Annotated in this window: 14 protein-coding genes; 7 read left to right on the top strand and 7 right to left on the bottom strand. The window is 40.3% G+C overall.

The window, feature by feature from the left end:
* Nucleotides 1–86: 86 nt before the first annotated feature.
* Nucleotides 87–1082, bottom strand: a complete 996-nt coding sequence (gene ilvC / locus HWQ37_RS16260; protein ID WP_292748667.1) for a ketol-acid reductoisomerase — start codon at nucleotides 1080–1082, stop codon at nucleotides 87–89.
* A 225-nt stretch (nucleotides 1083–1307) separates the two neighbouring features.
* Here ilvC and HWQ37_RS16255 point away from each other — a divergent pair, with 225 nt between their 5' ends.
* The 4 genes from HWQ37_RS16255 to HWQ37_RS16240 all read left to right on the top strand — a co-directional run bounded on the left by HWQ37_RS16255 (nucleotide 1308) and on the right by HWQ37_RS16240 (nucleotide 6101).
* Entirely contained in the window at nucleotides 1308–2234 is a 927-nt protein-coding gene (locus HWQ37_RS16255; protein WP_292748666.1) for a DUF4349 domain-containing protein, read from the top strand.
* A 235-nt stretch (nucleotides 2235–2469) separates the two neighbouring features.
* Entirely contained in the window at nucleotides 2470–3825 is a 1356-nt protein-coding gene (locus tag HWQ37_RS16250; RefSeq protein ID WP_292748665.1) for an NAD(P)/FAD-dependent oxidoreductase, read from the top strand.
* Nucleotides 3826–4013: 188 nt separating this feature from the next.
* Complete coding sequence (locus tag HWQ37_RS16245; RefSeq protein WP_292748664.1) at nucleotides 4014–5249, top strand: LL-diaminopimelate aminotransferase; 1236 nt, start codon at nucleotides 4014–4016, stop codon at nucleotides 5247–5249.
* A gap of 450 nt (nucleotides 5250–5699) precedes the next feature.
* Nucleotides 5700–6101: a fasciclin domain-containing protein gene (locus HWQ37_RS16240; protein ID WP_292748663.1), complete on the top strand. Its 402-nt coding sequence runs from the start codon at nucleotides 5700–5702 to the stop codon at nucleotides 6099–6101.
* 191 nt (nucleotides 6102–6292) lie between these two features.
* On the opposite strand, the gene sfsA is transcribed toward HWQ37_RS16240, so the two are convergent.
* Nucleotides 6293–7012: a DNA/RNA nuclease SfsA gene (gene sfsA / locus HWQ37_RS16235; RefSeq protein WP_465249700.1), complete on the bottom strand. Its 720-nt coding sequence runs from the start codon at nucleotides 7010–7012 to the stop codon at nucleotides 6293–6295.
* Nucleotides 7013–7225: 213 nt separating this feature from the next.
* On the opposite strand from sfsA, the gene grpE reads away from it, so the two are divergent.
* The 3 genes from grpE to HWQ37_RS16220 all read left to right on the top strand — a co-directional run bounded on the left by grpE (nucleotide 7226) and on the right by HWQ37_RS16220 (nucleotide 9698).
* Entirely contained in the window at nucleotides 7226–7870 is a 645-nt protein-coding gene (gene grpE, locus HWQ37_RS16230) for a nucleotide exchange factor GrpE (protein ID WP_292748661.1), read from the top strand.
* A 54-nt stretch (nucleotides 7871–7924) separates the two neighbouring features.
* A complete protein-coding gene (locus HWQ37_RS16225; RefSeq protein ID WP_292748660.1) occupies nucleotides 7925–8221 on the top strand; it encodes a LuxR C-terminal-related transcriptional regulator in 297 nt (98 codons plus the stop codon).
* 1150 nt (nucleotides 8222–9371) lie between these two features.
* Complete coding sequence (locus HWQ37_RS16220) at nucleotides 9372–9698, top strand: STAS domain-containing protein (protein WP_292748659.1); 327 nt, start codon at nucleotides 9372–9374, stop codon at nucleotides 9696–9698.
* Here HWQ37_RS16220 and HWQ37_RS16215 read toward each other — a convergent pair whose 3' ends face one another.
* The 5 genes from HWQ37_RS16215 to HWQ37_RS16195 all read right to left on the bottom strand — a co-directional run bounded on the left by HWQ37_RS16215 (nucleotide 9699) and on the right by HWQ37_RS16195 (nucleotide 15807).
* Nucleotides 9699–10835: a PP2C family protein-serine/threonine phosphatase gene (locus HWQ37_RS16215; protein WP_292748658.1), complete on the bottom strand. Its 1137-nt coding sequence runs from the start codon at nucleotides 10833–10835 to the stop codon at nucleotides 9699–9701.
* 307 nt (nucleotides 10836–11142) lie between these two features.
* Nucleotides 11143–11910, bottom strand: a complete 768-nt coding sequence (locus HWQ37_RS16210) for a DUF1350 family protein (RefSeq protein ID WP_292748656.1) — start codon at nucleotides 11908–11910, stop codon at nucleotides 11143–11145.
* Between the two features lie 252 nt (nucleotides 11911–12162).
* Complete coding sequence (locus tag HWQ37_RS16205) at nucleotides 12163–12882, bottom strand: hypothetical protein (protein ID WP_292748655.1); 720 nt, start codon at nucleotides 12880–12882, stop codon at nucleotides 12163–12165.
* Between the two features lie 414 nt (nucleotides 12883–13296).
* Complete coding sequence (locus HWQ37_RS16200; RefSeq protein WP_292748654.1) at nucleotides 13297–15213, bottom strand: M48 family metallopeptidase; 1917 nt, start codon at nucleotides 15211–15213, stop codon at nucleotides 13297–13299.
* A 6-nt stretch (nucleotides 15214–15219) separates the two neighbouring features.
* Nucleotides 15220–15807: a LemA family protein gene (locus HWQ37_RS16195; protein ID WP_292748653.1), complete on the bottom strand. Its 588-nt coding sequence runs from the start codon at nucleotides 15805–15807 to the stop codon at nucleotides 15220–15222.
* Nucleotides 15808–16143 lie beyond the last annotated feature (336 nt).

Here is a 16143-nt window from a genome sequence, read left to right as displayed (position 1 = left end):
CACTTGACAAGTTTCTATTTTTCTTAACTTGACACCAATGGCATCTTGCCCACCCCACAAGATTGGATAATTTATTTGTAACTCCCTTAAGCCTTTTTCAACCAGCTAAACATAGCGCGTAAATCTTTACCAACTTCTTCAATTTTGTGTTCAGATTCTTTACGACGCATGGCGGTAAATCCTGGTTTACCAGCTTGGTTTTCGAGAACGAATTCTCGTGCAAATTGTCCAGATTGAATTTCGCTGAGAATCTTCTGCATTTCAGCTTTAGTTTGTTCGGTGACAATTCGCGGGCCACGGGTATAATCGCCATATTCAGCCGTGTTAGAAATGCTGTCGCGCATCTTAGCCAAACCGCCTTCCACAACCAAGTCAACAATCAGCTTAACTTCATGCAGACATTCAAAATAAGCCAATTCTGGTTGATAACCAGCTTCTACCAAAGTTTCAAATCCGGCTTTGATTAAAGCACTCAAACCACCGCATAATACCGCTTGTTCACCAAATAAATCGGTTTCGGTTTCTTCGCGGAAAGTAGTTTCGAGAACACCAGCACGAGTACCGCCGATACCTTTAGCATAAGACATGGCGCGATCGCGTGCCTGACCACTGGCATCTTGATAAACTGCAAATAGCGCTGGTACACCTTCACCACTTTCATAAGTCCGGCGTACCAAATGCCCTGGCCCTTTGGGTGCTACCATGACCACATCGACATTAGCCGGTGGTACAACTTGCCCAAAGTGAATATTGAAACCGTGGGCAAAAGCTACCACATTCCCTTCTTGTAGATTGGGTTCAATCTCGTTTTTGTAAATCGTTTTTTGGACTTCATCAGGTAACAAAATCATGATGAAATCAGCAGCATTAGCGGCATCTGCAACATTTTTTACAGTTAACCCAGCTGCTTCAGCTTTTGCCACTGACTTGCTACCCGGATATAATCCCACAATCACATTCAAACCACTATCTTTTAAATTGAGAGCGTGGGCATGACCTTGGGAACCATAGCCAATGATAGCAATAGTTTTTCCAGCCAAAAGGTCTAAATTGGCATCTTCGTCATAATACATCCGGGCCATAGAAGCATCTCCTGTCAGCAAGCATGGTCATTAATTGGCAGACTTTCGATTTTACCTCAAATTGAGTAACACAGATGAACTGTCAATTATTCAATTTATCTCTTTGGACTGGGGACAAATGACAAATGACAAATGACTAACCCTGTTACATAAATTGCAACAATACAGGCTTTGAGTTTTAGTTCAGTAATACTGGGGTTAACTTCATCCATCTGGGGGTAGATTATGTATATTGCGACTAAATTACCGCGCACGTCTGCTTTATTTATAAGTGCATTATTAGGAGGGGTGATTTTCACCAGTTGCGCTTCTTCCGAACGGTCAGGAAATCAGGCTTTACCTCAAATTGCAGCCGATGGCATGGCAGATAAAGCATCTGCACCTGCTCGTGAAAACAGTATTTCTCAAAAGGCGGAAGCTGCACCTATAGCGCGTTCTCGTCCCCAACTGATCAAAAAGGCAGCAATTTCTCTGACTGTCAACTCTGTAGATCGGACTGTCGATGCTGTTTCGCAAATTATCAATCAACAGCAAGGGGATTTAATCGGGTTGAAACAACAACAACCCAAAAGTGATAACCCGCGTTACACAGCAACTATCCAATTGCGGATACCAGAGGATCGGCTAGAACCTACCCTGGAAAAACTAGCTAAATTAGGCACTGTTAATAGTCGTAATATCACCGCCGAAGATGTGGGCGATCGCCTGGTGGATTTCCAAGCTAGATTAACCAATTTGCAAAAGACTGAAGCCAATTTGCAAAAAATTATGGATCGCGCAGGTTCTATTAGAGATGTGCTTAGTGTTTCTCAAGAACTAAGTAATGTCCGGCAAACCATAGAACAAATTGATGCCCAACTCAAAAGCCTAAAAAATCAAGTCGCTTATTCCACCATTACGCTGAATCTAGAAGCAGCAGTTTCTAGCAGCAGTCCCCAACCTGCCTTGGGTTTGCAAGTTCAGGAAACTTGGAACAATTCTACCCATTCTTTGAGTGCATTTTCCGTTGGCTTACTCAAGCTGGGTATTTGGTTAATTGTTTACAGTCCCTATCTGTTAATTTTTGTTGCTCTTATCTATGGCTTTAGGCGTTGGCGGCGAACTCATTCACCACGTTTGACACAAACACCAGAGTCAACCAGTTCTGACTAAATTTGCATAAATTTTGACATCTACCTTTGATAAATCTATACAAGCAAAGAGGGATTCAAGTATTCCAAGCTCTTATTGTCTCTACCTTTTTCTTAAATAATTTTGTTTATCCTGTAGTCTTAATTACTTTAATTTTTTTTCAAAAGTAAAGAGCAATACAAAATATATGATGACAATTTTGATACAAATTTGTTAAGAATAGTAACAATAGACGGCATACAGGATAATATTTCTTATGGTAAAATTACTTGACAATAATCCACCCCATCAAGTAGTAATTGTTGGCGGTGGTTTTGGTGGACTTTATGCGGCCAAAACACTTGCCAAAGCGTCAGTAAACGTTACTCTGATTGATAAACGTAACTTTCATCTATTTCAACCTCTGTTATATCAAGTTGCCACAGGTGCGCTATCTCCTGCTGATATTTCTTCACCGTTGCGTTCTGTACTCAGCAAGAGCAAGAATACGAAAGTGCTGCTGGGAGAGGTGAATAATATCGATCCAGAGGCGCAAAAAGTGATTGTGGGCGACGAAGCAATAGCTTACGATACGTTAATTGTCGCCACAGGTGCAAAGCATTCCTACTTTGGCAAAGATAACTGGGAAGAATTCGCCCCAGGCTTGAAAACTGTAGAAGATGCGATAGAAATGCGTAGCCGGATTTTTTCGGCCTTTGAAGCCGCAGAAAAGGAACCTGATCCAGAAAAACGCCGTGCTTGGTTGACCTTTGTAATTGTGGGTGGTGGCCCAACAGGTGTAGAATTGGCAGGTGCGATCGCAGAATTGGCAAATCAAACCCTCAAAGAAGATTTCCGCAACATCGACACTTCAGAAGCGAAGATTTTGTTATTGGAAGGTTTGGATCGGATTCTGCCACCCTTTGCACCAGAGTTATCACAAGAAGCGGAAGCATCCCTGACGCGCTTGGGGGTAGTTGTGCAGACAAAAACACTGGTAACAAATATTGAAAATGATGTTGTTACCCTCAAACAAGGCGAAGAAGTTAAAGAGATTGCCTCAAAAACAGTATTATGGGCAGCAGGTGTGAAAGCTTCTGCAATGGGGAAAGTGTTAGCAGAACACACAGGTGCAGAATGCGATCGCGCTGGACGGATTATCGTTGAACCTGACTTGAGTATTAAGGGACATCCCAACATTTTTGTAGTTGGCGACTTAGCAAATTTTTCTCATCAAAATGGTAAACCCCTACCTGGTGTTGCACCTGTAGCGAAGCAACAAGGTGAATATGTAGCAGTACTAATTCAACAACAGCTTGCAGGTAAAAGTTTGCCACCCTTTGCTTATACCGATCATGGTAGTTTAGCAATGATTGGGCATAATTCTGCTGTAGTAGATTTGGGCTTTATGAAGCTGAAAGGTTTCTTTGCATGGCTATTTTGGCTAGTGATTCACATCTACTTCTTAATAGAATTTGACAACAAATTAGTAGTAATGATTCAGTGGGCATGGAATTACTTTACCCGTAATCGCGGAGCAAGATTAATCACAGGAAAAGAATCACTCACGCAAATCGGAATTAGCGATCGCAACAGTTACTCAGCCGAGAATAAACAACCGGTAAATGTCTAAAGAGTGCTGAGTGCTGAGTGCTGAGTGCTGAGTTAAGAGTTAGGAGTTAGGAGTTAGGAGTTAAGAGTTAAGAGTTTTATTTCTCTCCTTGTCCCCATCTCCCTCATCTCCCCACTCCCCATAACAAAGTTATCGCCCTTATAAATTAGCAGTAAGCTATTTGAGGGCGTTTTTTCATAATCTACATAATGGCAACTATTAACGACAACTACCTGAAACTCAAAGCGGGTTATTTGTTTCCAGAAATTGCTCGGCGAGTGAATGCCTTTGCCGAAGCCAACAGTAATGCTAAAGTCATCCGACTAGGCATTGGCGATGTCACCGAACCTCTGCCGGAGGCTTGCCGTACAGCGATGATTAAAGCTGTAGAAGAAATGGGCGATCGCAATACCTTCAAAGGCTACGGGCCAGAGCAAGGCTACGCTTGGTTGCGCGAGAAAATTGCTACTCATGATTTCCAAGCACGGGGAGCCAATATAGATGCATCGGAAATCTTTATCTCCGATGGTTCCAAGTGCGACACGGGCAACATTTTAGAAATCTTTGGTCATGACAACATAATTGCCGTTACTGACCCAGTTTATCCCGTGTATGTAGACACTAACGTTATGGTGGGAAATACTGGGGATGCCAACGATAAAGGCGAATTTGAAGGCTTAGTTTATCTACCAATTACGGCAGATAACAACTTCACCGCCGAAATTCCCTCAAAGAAAGTCGATTTAATTTATCTCTGCTTTCCCAATAACCCCACTGGTGCAACTGCTACCAAAGAATATCTCAAGGCATGGGTAGACTATGCCAAAGCGAATAACTCGATTATTTTCTTTGATGCAGCCTACGAAGCTTATATTACCGATCCGTCAATTCCTCACTCAATTTATGAAATTGAAGGTGCGAAAGAAGTTGCGATCGAATTTCGTTCTTTTTCCAAGAACGCAGGTTTTACAGGAACCCGTTGCGCCTTAACCGTAGTACCAAAGACACTCACAGCAAAAGCCGCCGATGGTTCCGATGTCGAACTATGGAAACTTTGGAATCGTCGCCAGTCTACCAAATTCAACGGTGTTTCTTATATCATCCAACGGGGAGCTGAAGCGGTTTATTCTGAAGAAGGACAGGAACAAATCAAAGGATTGGTGAGTTTCTATCTAGAAAACGCTAAAATTATCCGCGAGAAACTCACAGCCGCCGGATTATCAGTTTATGGTGGCGTGAATGCACCTTACGTTTGGATAAAAACGCCTAATGGTTTGTCCAGTTGGGAATTCTTTGATAAACTGCTGCAAACTGTCAACGTTGTAGGGACACCTGGTTCTGGCTTTGGTGCTGCGGGTGAAGGTTACTTCCGCATTTCGGCATTTAACAGCCGTGAGAATGTCGAAGAAGCGATGAAGCGGATTACAGAGAAGTTTAAGGTGTAGAGCGATCGCTTTTGTTAAACTCAATCTATTTAGTCTAAAGGTTACGGTGGGCTGTATTATCCACCGCAACCTAATAGATAACTATTGAGATTAAATCCTAAAACCAATACAGTGAGCGGCTAAACAATTTTTTCCTTCTCTTTCTTTTCTCTGCGTCCTCTGCGGTTAGTAAAAAAATCACCTTGACAAAGACTGCCAGCCTTTATTGACTTTATTGCTATTACGAGTGCTACTCTGACAATCTTTGGATGCGATCGCCTCTACACGGTGTAAAAAAAGAGCGATCGCTGTCTAAACGATTTACATATAATTCTTTAATTGTATAAAAATATATACAATCTTTTATGCTATCAATAAAAATATATATTTGATATACCCCTAATGATAGATAGATTTTATTGGATAAATAGTTTAGATTTGTAACAAGTTACACAGAACTAGGTAAAACACATGGCCAACATAATTGATACTGCTACCAACAATGGTTCTTTCAAGACACTAGTTGCAGCAATCCAAGCAGCTGGTCTGGTAGATACACTTAAAGGCGCAGGCCCATTCACCGTCTTTGCACCTACTGACGAAGCGTTTAACAAGCTTCCAGCAGGTACTGTAGACGCATTACTAAAAGATCCTGCAAAGCTCAAGAAAATCTTGACCTATCATGTTGTAGCAGGTAAAGTACTGGCTGCTGATGTAGTTAAGCTAAAAACAGCTAAAACAGTTGAAGGTTCAGATGTAAAAATTGACGCTTCCAATGGCGTTAAGATCAATGATGCAACAGTTGCAACAGCAGATGTTGCTGCTGATAACGGTGTTATCCACGTCATTGACACAGTTTTGATTCCTGCATAACCAAACGTCAGAATAGCTAATGCTATTTATGACGTGACGACTACCTATAGTCGTTTCTTCATTACATCTGGTTGAATGTTTTTTAATAAACATCAACTACCAACAAATCCATCTAGATTATGTCTAGATGGATTTATTGTTTTATGCGTGTAGAGACGTTGCAATTGCTAGTTTCTCTGAATTAGATGTAATCAAATTTTTAGTTTTGCCAAACCCAAATAACGGATACCTTCGGGGGAAATGTCAAAACGGCAAGGTAAGACTTCTAAACCGAGAGCGATCGCATCCCGTAATAATTTACCATAGACAGGATCAGTGCGATCGCCAGGGGAGAACTCGATACAATCACCGCGATTGATAAAGTAAAGCATCACCGCACGAGTTAAAGGTAACAGCGCCATTAGTTCTCGCAAGTGTTTTTGTCCTCTTGTAGTCTCCGTGTCAGGAAATAAAGCTAATCGCCCCTCAGAGAAAGTTGTATTTTTCACTTCTAAATAAATCGGGCGTTCCTCATCATTCCCCGTCAAGAAAAAATCCACTCGACTTTTTTTATCTAGCCCATAAACCACCTCACCCCTGATTTGGCTATAGTCGCCCAATTCCGGGAAAAGGTATTTCGCCAAAGCTAGCTTTACCACTCGATTGGGCAAAAAAGTATTGATGCCTACCCAAGTCGGCTCATTATCATGTACCTGAATTAGTTCTAAAGTGTAAGCCAATTTGCGGTTAAGATTATCGCTTTTGGAAAGCTGTACCGCACTTAGAGGTGTTGATACTCCAGTCATTGGCCCTGTATTAGGACAGTGTGCTGTCACTATTTCGCCAGAAGTAAGTTGAACATCAGCAAAAAACCGCTTGTAACGCTTGAGTAAAATACCAGGATACAAAGGTGGATATTTAAATATCAACATTATCAATACTTTCAGCCATTTTTTCCTTTAACCTCAAGTCTAGTATTCCAGCTTTATTGGCTCAGTGGATACAAGTACACGAAAAGACAGCTTGGATGTTGAGAAGTTTACAATTAAAGAACTTCTGCCGACGCTCGCGGACTCGCTAACGCTGCGCTATCCTGCCTTCTCTTTCCTAATGCCCAATGCCCCATGCCCAATGCCCAATGCCCAATGCCCCATACTCAAAAGTTGCAAGATTTAATGCAACAGGTAGGTATTTCTAGTTTTAAAGGGCTAAGTCGCGCTGCTGGTGTCTCAGAGCGTCAACTTTTGCGCTTACGCCAAGGAAAGCTAGAGCAGATGCGGTTAGATGTGTTGCTCAAGCTGTCGCCAGTGCTAAAGATGCCATTGAATGAATTAATCGCAACTTTTTCAACCGTAGAGTTATTACAAGAAAAAACAGCGCCTACTCAGGAATTGTTACAAGAAATTACAGATTTAAGAAGAGAATACGATCGCTTGCAACTTCAACTAGAACAACAGCAAGAAGTATTGCTACAAGAACTCCAGCAGTCAACTTTGCAACTGCTGGAGTCTTTATTATTGCAATGGCCAACAGCAGCAAAGACAGCCCAGGAGAATCCAGAGCTAGCAGCAGTCAAAATCCTACCGTTGGTGCAAAAACCCTTAGAAAAGCTTTTAAAGGCGTGGGGAGTAGAAGCGATCGCACCTGTGGGAGCAGAATTACCTTACGATCCCCAACTGCACCAATTGATCAAGGGAACTGCACAACCTGGAGAAACAGTCAAAGTCCGCTACACTGGCTACCTTCAAGGTGAGAAGCTGCTTTACAGAGCAAAAGTGAGTCCTGTTTAAGAGAGTTACGGCTGAAGGCGATCGCTTCTTGAACGTTTTGTAGTTGTGAACAAGATGGAAAGACGGAGTGCCTTTCTGGAAAGCGTTCGCAACGCCCTAGATGGACAACTCAAAGTCCATCGGGAACTGATGAAAGAAATGCAATTGACTCAGCAGGATCTAGAAATTCTAGACTTATTATGCAATCATGCGCTAACAGATCAAGCGATCGCCGAGCAAATGCATGTATGCCATAAAACGGCTCAGAACTATGTGCAGCGTCTCAAGGCCAAGCTGGATATCGAGCATCTTGATGGGCATAAGAATATCAACCCTCGCGATCGCCTAAAACTTTACGATATTCTAATATAGATTATAATTTGGGAGTTATTTAACTATGCTTGATATTTACTAAATGCTTATCCAATCTATCTTATAGGCATTTATATCACTAAATTATAGTTATTAAAATCAACTCAATTCTAATAATGACCATAAAACTACCGGAAGAACCATTTTTTCATACATAAATCAAATAGGAATTCTATAGTAATTATTCGATTAATTAGTAGCTGGCCTAGAACAATCCCACTTTTCACTACACATCAATCATAACCCCGACTTCTTTAAAAAGTCGGGGTTATGCTCAGGTTAATGTAGTGGGTATCTTTGGTACTTAGCAATACATCACGTAGTACGAAGGAACTCAGAAAGCCCTACGTCAAAGTGAGGGAGAATTTCAGAAGCTTTGGGAAAATGTACCAGGAAGGCTCCGCAGCTAGGAAGTGGGGCTTAATTTGTGATTAGTATTCCCGTTAGCCAAGGATAAATTAATACCTTGATGTTTCAAAATCGCTGAATAGTAGATTTTAGCTTGGTGCTGCTGAAATCAAACTTGTTTGGTCGAGTTTCTAAATCCAGATGGGAACTATTGTAATTATGTAAGTAATCGGACAGAAATAAATGTAGACCCTGACTACCATCACAAGTAGTCAATCGTATTCATTAGTGATTATAATAGGGAGCTATCTGATGTTTGAGGAATTTTTAGTAATATTATACTTGTAGACTGAAGGAGCGATCGCTATTCGTGTAGCGTCTCGCACAGAAGCCCACGCCCTTTTGAAAATAATTCACATGAAAACTTTAAACCCTGTAATGACGACTATTTTGATTATGTTTACTGAGCAAATTTAAGTTTTGCAAAAATATTTGTTAATTAATCCGAAAACTAGTAAATTCGTCTTGTAGATTAATGTTAGACTACAAAAATCAAATTTAGCCATTTATAGGTTGCTTAATTAATAGTAATTAACCAATGTTTAGAAAAAACAATTTAATTTTTAATGAAAAAGTTAGATTTAAATATTGATAATCTAACTTTGTTTTTTATAGAGTACTTGTTGATAAGTATGCAATCAGGTATTCTAATGTCTGTCTCGCAAGCATTTTTAAATTTTCTATGATGGGTATATAATGGCGAAATCAGAGTATTATTTACACAACTCAGAGTAACATAATTATGATAGAACAAGTAAAAGTTATTAAGCTCAGTGGTAATTTGAACGCCACAACTTCACAAGACTTTCGACAAAATATCACTGATATTTTAGAAAGTGGTGCAAAAATTGTGTTAGTTGATTTTAAAGATGTAACGTTTATGGATAGTTCAGGTTTGGGAGCTTTGGTATTAGCTTTCAAAACCTTACGAGCAGCAGATACTAAGCTTGTTCTCTGCTCAATTAATGAGCAAGTCAGGATATTATTTGAACTGACTAATATGGATAAAGTTTTTGAAATATTTCCCAGTCAAGATGCATTTAATCAGGTTTTAGTCTCTAATACGTAATTAATCGAACTTCATTTGTAAAATAGATAAATCATCATCAAAAGCATCTTTGGAGTTCAGGGCGATTAAATAACTGAGTACGCGATCGAGTTGGCTATCAACAGGATCTTGTAAGCTAACTAGTAGCTGAATAAAAGCATCCAAACTCCAAAGTATGCCATCTGATTTAGTTATTTCATAAGCGCCATCACTAAAAATATAAAGAGTACTGAATTTTTCAATATTGCAAAACCCATCAACATATTTTGCCTCTGGAAACATACCAACTGGCATACCGGGGGTTTTCAATAGTTGAACTTCAGACTTTCTTGGAGATGTGCCTGTTACTAAAACTGCTGGTGGATGACCTGCACTAGAATAAATTAGCTGGCGGTTGATTCGGTTATAAACTCCGTACCAAATCGTAAAGTATTTATCATTTTGATAATTCATCTGAAAGGTGTCATTTAAAGCCTTCAAAACATCACTAGGTTGATAGTAATCAAGACCTTTGAGCGCACGGGAACGTAGCAGATTCAGTACTGAAACAGAAGGAAGAGTAGCTTTGAGTCCATGTCCAGCAGTATCGAGTAAGTAAATTGCCAGATAGTCATCATCCAGCCAATAGTAATCGAAACAGTCACCACCGAGTTGCCGCGAGGGAATGAATCGGAAATTTATATTGAAGGGTTCAGTCATGGAAAGAGGTAGTAGCGATCGCACATATTCTGCTGCTTCTGACATTTCTGATTCTAGAAGTAACTTTTGAGCTTGCAAATCTCTACTCAACTGATGTAAACGTAATCCTGCTCTTACCCGTGCTTGTAATTCATTATGCTCGATAGGTTTAGAGATAAAATCATCAGCACCAGCATCTAGACCTTTGACGCAATCGGCAACGGAATCTAAGGATGTTAATAAAATAAAGAATGTGGTGAAAAATTTGGGATCTGTCTTAATGCGGTGGCAAACTTCTAGTCCAGTCAACCCTGGCATGATCCAATCACAAATAATTAGTGCTGGACGATAAACTAGTGCCTTTTCTATTCCTTCTTCGCCGCTACTAGCAGTAACTACCTCATAACCCTGTTTTTCCAACATCCTTTTCAGGAGTATTTTTATTGAATAGTCGTCATCAATTATTAGTATTTGAAACATAGAAATTCGTTGAAAACACTCATTAGTAATTTTTTGTCAAAATAGAAAATAAAAATATGCTATGAGCTAATTAAGCTACTAGTATCAATACAAAAATGCTACTATAGCGCCGATCATTTGTCTGCAATAGAATTTGACTTTACTTCCATTCCATTCTTCTCTTTTTAAAAGAGAGAGTAGAATTTGCTCCGTTGTAGCAACTGGCGTAAGGGGTGAAGGTTACGTCTCTATTAGACTCAAATGAGAAGCGCTATAACTCATTTTTATTTAGTCATCGAATTTACGATTGTTTAAGAGTCATAAAATATTATGGTGCTGCCAGAGGATTTAGCCATAAAAGGATATTACTTTTTAACTGGTTTAAGTCGCGGTATGCCTCTTGCTTGAACCATTGCCCTAAAGCGTCAAAGGGGGTAAAAGATGTTCCCGTTTGCCATTTAATATCTTGACCTAAAGGTGTTGTATGATTTCCTGGTAACGTTTGTGCTGTCACCATCTCATCAAAACGTTCTTGTAAAATCTTGGTTAAAGCTGCCGATTGATCGATGGTGTCGTTACTAAATTTTATTAATAAATTGCGCCGGATATTGTAACGTTCTTGGACAAGTTTGTTAGTTTCCAATGGTGAGGGGGTAAACTCGATTTTCAAAGTAGAATTGAATTGCTCTACTAGGGGGATAGCTTCCTTAGCAGCGTAGTTGTTGAAGGATATTAAAATGTTTCCTGCACGTTCTACTTTAAAGAGGCTACCAATCAGCAAGTGGAGTTTACAGCCCATACTGTGTCCAACGCCGTAGATGGGGAAGTAAAGCTTGCGTAATGCCCCAGAATCATGCAATCGTTCGAGGGTGCGGTCAAAGTTTAACAGCACAGATTTTGCGATCGCAGTATGATCCAGTGTATTAACGAAAGGTGTAGCAATTACAACATAGCCTTTACTTGCCAGTTCTTCGAGTAACCACCGATAAGTGATGTGCGGTGCAGTGGCGACAAATGCACCGCCTAAAAAATGAACGATACCTATGGGATTTCGGGGAATGATTACCCAGTTCCCTCTAATTTCTTTCCAGTCCATGCGGATAAGCGATCGCTTTACGAATATTCTTTATGTTAGACCGGGGATTGCAACCGTGGGAAAGATTATGGAAAAAAGCCATAGACAATCTCTGGATAGTAGCCTGGAAGCCAACCCACCCAGCCGCCTCAATCGACTTATCGGGAGTACCTACGCTTTTTCTAACTTTTACCTAGTGCTGAGTAAATTCAGGGGTGCTTTCTAAATCCCCCATTACAAAACTTAATTAAGAATTACGAATTACGAATTACCTTAACGCTGAGTCTGTAATCTTTTCATCTCGTATTGCACATCTAATGCAATTTGTAATGCTTCATTGAGTAACCTTCCATGTTCAGTAGCCTGTTCAGTTACTTGCATGGCTGTTAAAGTTGCTAAATTGTTGACAAATAGTTCTGTATTACTCAGGATAAAATTCTTATTTTCTCTCAAAATTCTTTCTGTCTTTAAAGCACGAACTAAATCAGCTTTAGTGAGTTTAAGTGCTTCGATTACACCTTCTCTTTCCTTTATAATCACTTCTGGATTACCAGCTTCTTCTATTTGATCATTGATATGTATAACTCTAATAACAGTATTATACCTATTAACCTCATTTAGCAGTACTTGCAGAGATTTTGTCATATTAAGTTTAGCAATCTTAGTTCTACTTTTCCAGATAAAATATAAGATAGTTTGCGTTAGACCACCAACCCAAAGACTTAAGAAAATTAATAATATCCAAGATGGAATTGTTATCCAGGTTACAAATACTTTAATAATTATATCAAATAAAATATAGACAAAAACAAATGTAGAAAATCCAATAAAAACTACAGTTGCTCCTTCAGAGCTTTTAAGCTTTTGTATATATGTGTTTACTAATCTCTTGAGAGGATTTGTAATGATTAAAAGTTCCTCGTTGACAGGTAAATTAGTCAGCTTTTGCAGATCGTTTTGACTAATTTCCAAGTCCTGTAAATCATCCCGCACAGCTTTTAAACCCTTGCCAGAATAGTTATTTAATCTAATATAGCAATCAAATTTCTAGAATGCTGGCATTTTGTCTAAACTTTTTGGGGCAAGTTAATACTTCTAGGCAGGGTCAAGATTTTTTGTACAATATAATACTCTTTTGCCAGTCCTAAATTATACGTGAGAAACAAGATCCCCGACTTATTTAAGAAATCTGGTATCTGTGGGTTGCTATTCTCACCAATAAAATCGGATTGCTATGTAAGAGTAAGGATAAAAATAAATCAATTGCCTGTAAATACAATCAAAATATAAGAGGTTATTGTTCTGGCAAACAGTCATTTGTAACTACTACAAAAAAGAATAATGGAAAAGTCCGCAAAAACGGACTTTATTTGTTGAGTTATAAATAATCGTGTCTCGGTCGCTACATTAACTTAGCTTTAGAAAAGATTGTTTCTGTTTTGAAACACCAGGCTGAGGGTTTAAAAATGGGGGAATAGGACAGTTTAGCGTCATGGCGATCGCTCTGAGTAAATCTGCTTCTGAAGGAGTAACTTTGTTATCTAATAGTACCGTGTGGGCGCAAGCGTCAACAATAGCCTGTTTGAGTTTGGGAGTGGCAAGACGCAAGCGCTCAATACTTTTCTTAAGTTCAGTAAAATTACAACTTAATGGTATTTGTGGTTTTTCTTGCTCTCCGGCTTTGGGGAGTCGAAAAACTCCAGAACGAAAAGCATAGGCGATGTCTTCACTCGATGCATTAGGTTGAGAGTGTCCGACACGGGCAATTACGGACAATATTAATAGACTATCTGGCCAAATCTGTTCGATGGAGGTGAATTCTACCGTTGTAGTAGATATGGGATTTATATTAGGTTGAAGACGATGCCACAGTATTAACTGCAACACGAAATGCCACAGCGATAAACTTCCGGTGGCTACAACTAAACCGTGGACGCATTTGCACAGCGTTTGGCATTCTTTGGCAGAGTTTTGGCGCAAGATAGGCACTGCCAAATCCACAAGTGGTAAGCGAATTCTGGGATCTAACTGACTAATTTCGCTACTTAGTTCCAAGGTTTTCTCTACCAAATCAGTAGGTTGTACCTCTCGTAACCAAGCAATCTGACGTTCTTTAATTTGGAGATTTTCCGTATCTAACGCTAGCGCCAAAGCGATCGCCATTGCACTTTGTTGCTCACGCGCACCCAAACGCAAAGATTCTGGTAACTGCGATAATAGCGCTTGAGCATGGGCAAAATGCTCTGGTGTAACGCTTCCAACTTGGTTTACAATCTGTGATGGCGTGGCGTTAGAACCACCAGCAAAGCCCATTGTTTGGGATTGTTGGGAAGGGGAACGCATCTGATTGCGAGATGGCATTGCTGCTAAATTGCTGACGTTCAAACCCCCAACGCGGCGGATACGTTCTGCTAAGGGTGGGTGGGTAGAAAACATATTTTCCCAGAAAGAGGGGTTGAGGGCATTGCCAAAAAACATGTGGCTAGCGGCTTCTGCACCCGGCGAAATCAATCGTGAATCCATCTGTTGGAGTTTTTGAAAGACTCCGGTAAGTCCGTTGGGGTTGCGAGTGAACTGTACGGCTGAAGCATCAGCGAGAAATTCGCGTTGGCGAGAGACGGCGGCTTTAATCAACCGTCCGCAAAGTAATCCGATACCGCCAATTGCCATTAGTGCCAAACCAAACGCCCAGATAGGTAAACCCTTGTCTTCTTTTCCGCGAAGGCGCAACAGCAATTCCCCAGTTAAATAAATGAACAAAATCCCATGCAGTAGTCCCACTAAACGCAAATTTAGCCGCATATCTCCATTGAGAATATGACTGAATTCGTGGCCGATGACTCCTTGTAGTTCATCCCGACTCAGGTGTTGCAAAGTTCCACGGGTAACTCCAATTACAGCATCATTGGGCGTAAATCCGGCAGCAAAGGCATTAATGCCGGTTTCTCTGTCGAGGAGATAAACTTGTGGGACAGAAATACCAGAAGCGATCGCCATTTCCTCGACAATATTTAATAGTTGTTGCCCTTGTTCGTCGGCCATTTCTGGTAGCAGGAGTCTTCCTCCTAACTCTTGGGCAATTACGCTTCCACCCTCCCGGAGACAGGCAATTTTGTACAAACTTCCGACTGCGATCGCAATTATTGTAATCCCAGCTACGTAGAGAAATATCCCTGGATGCCACCAAACACGAGGAGCCATGCGAAACAGAAATAAAGTGGCAATATAAATCGCCATAATCATAACTGCGATCGACAGGGAAAATAACCCAATTAATTGTTGCGTGTTTTGGCGTGCCCGATCCTGATGTTCAAAGAAATTCATAGACACCTAAAAAGACACGCGTGGAGCATTTCTGATTTCTGGAGTAGCTTCGGGGAGCAATTCTGCAACAGTAAAGTTAAAATTATTTGCCACAAGGTTGCTGGGGAAAGATTCACTCTTGGTGTTGTAAAGTGTCACCGCGTCATTAAAAGCCTGACGAGCAAAAGCAATCCGATTTTCAGTGGAAGATAATTCTTCCATTACCTGAGTCATGGCGCGATCGGCTTTCAATTCTGGATAAGATTCTGAAAGTACCATCAACCGACTTAACGCACCCGTCAGCGCCCCTTCAGCATTGCCCAACTGTTGCATCGCTTGGGGATCTCCAGGATTTTGCGCGGCTCGACTGCTAGCATTAATTGCAGAATTTCGGGCGGCAATAACTGCTTCTAAGGTTTCTCGCTCATGTTTCATGTACCCTTTAGCAGTTTCCACCAAGTTGGGAATTAAGTCATAGCGGCGTTGTAATTGAACATCGATTTGAGAGTAAGCATTTTTGTAACGGTTGCGATACTTGACTAAATCGTTGTAGGCATTAATGATAATTACAGCAACAATGGCAACTAAAGCCACAGAAAATATTAAAAACCCCATATTTTTAGATTATTTCCATCAGGTACTTACTTATTTGCAGATTTACCAATTACGGTAATCCTGATATCCAGCAGAATTTATGTGGATATAAAGATCAGTCTACTTGTAGCAAGTTGGCTTCGTCGTCTGTAAAATTAGTTACGCAAGTTTACTGATGTAGGATTTTTTAAATAACCGCAGAGGTGCAGAGAACGCAGAGTGAAATAAACACAGAGACAAGAGAAATGATTTACAACAATTCCAAACTATTTCTGAACTCTAAGTATCTAGGCATAAATAAATTAAAGTTTGTAGTAAGGACTTTAGTCCTGATAATCCTTGCTCTGAGCGATAAAT

This window comes from Nostoc sp. NMS4, from assembly GCF_017115095.1.
Lineage (GTDB): Bacteria > Cyanobacteriota > Cyanobacteriia > Cyanobacteriales > Nostocaceae > Nostoc.
This window is presented reverse-complemented; position numbering and strand designations above follow the sequence as displayed.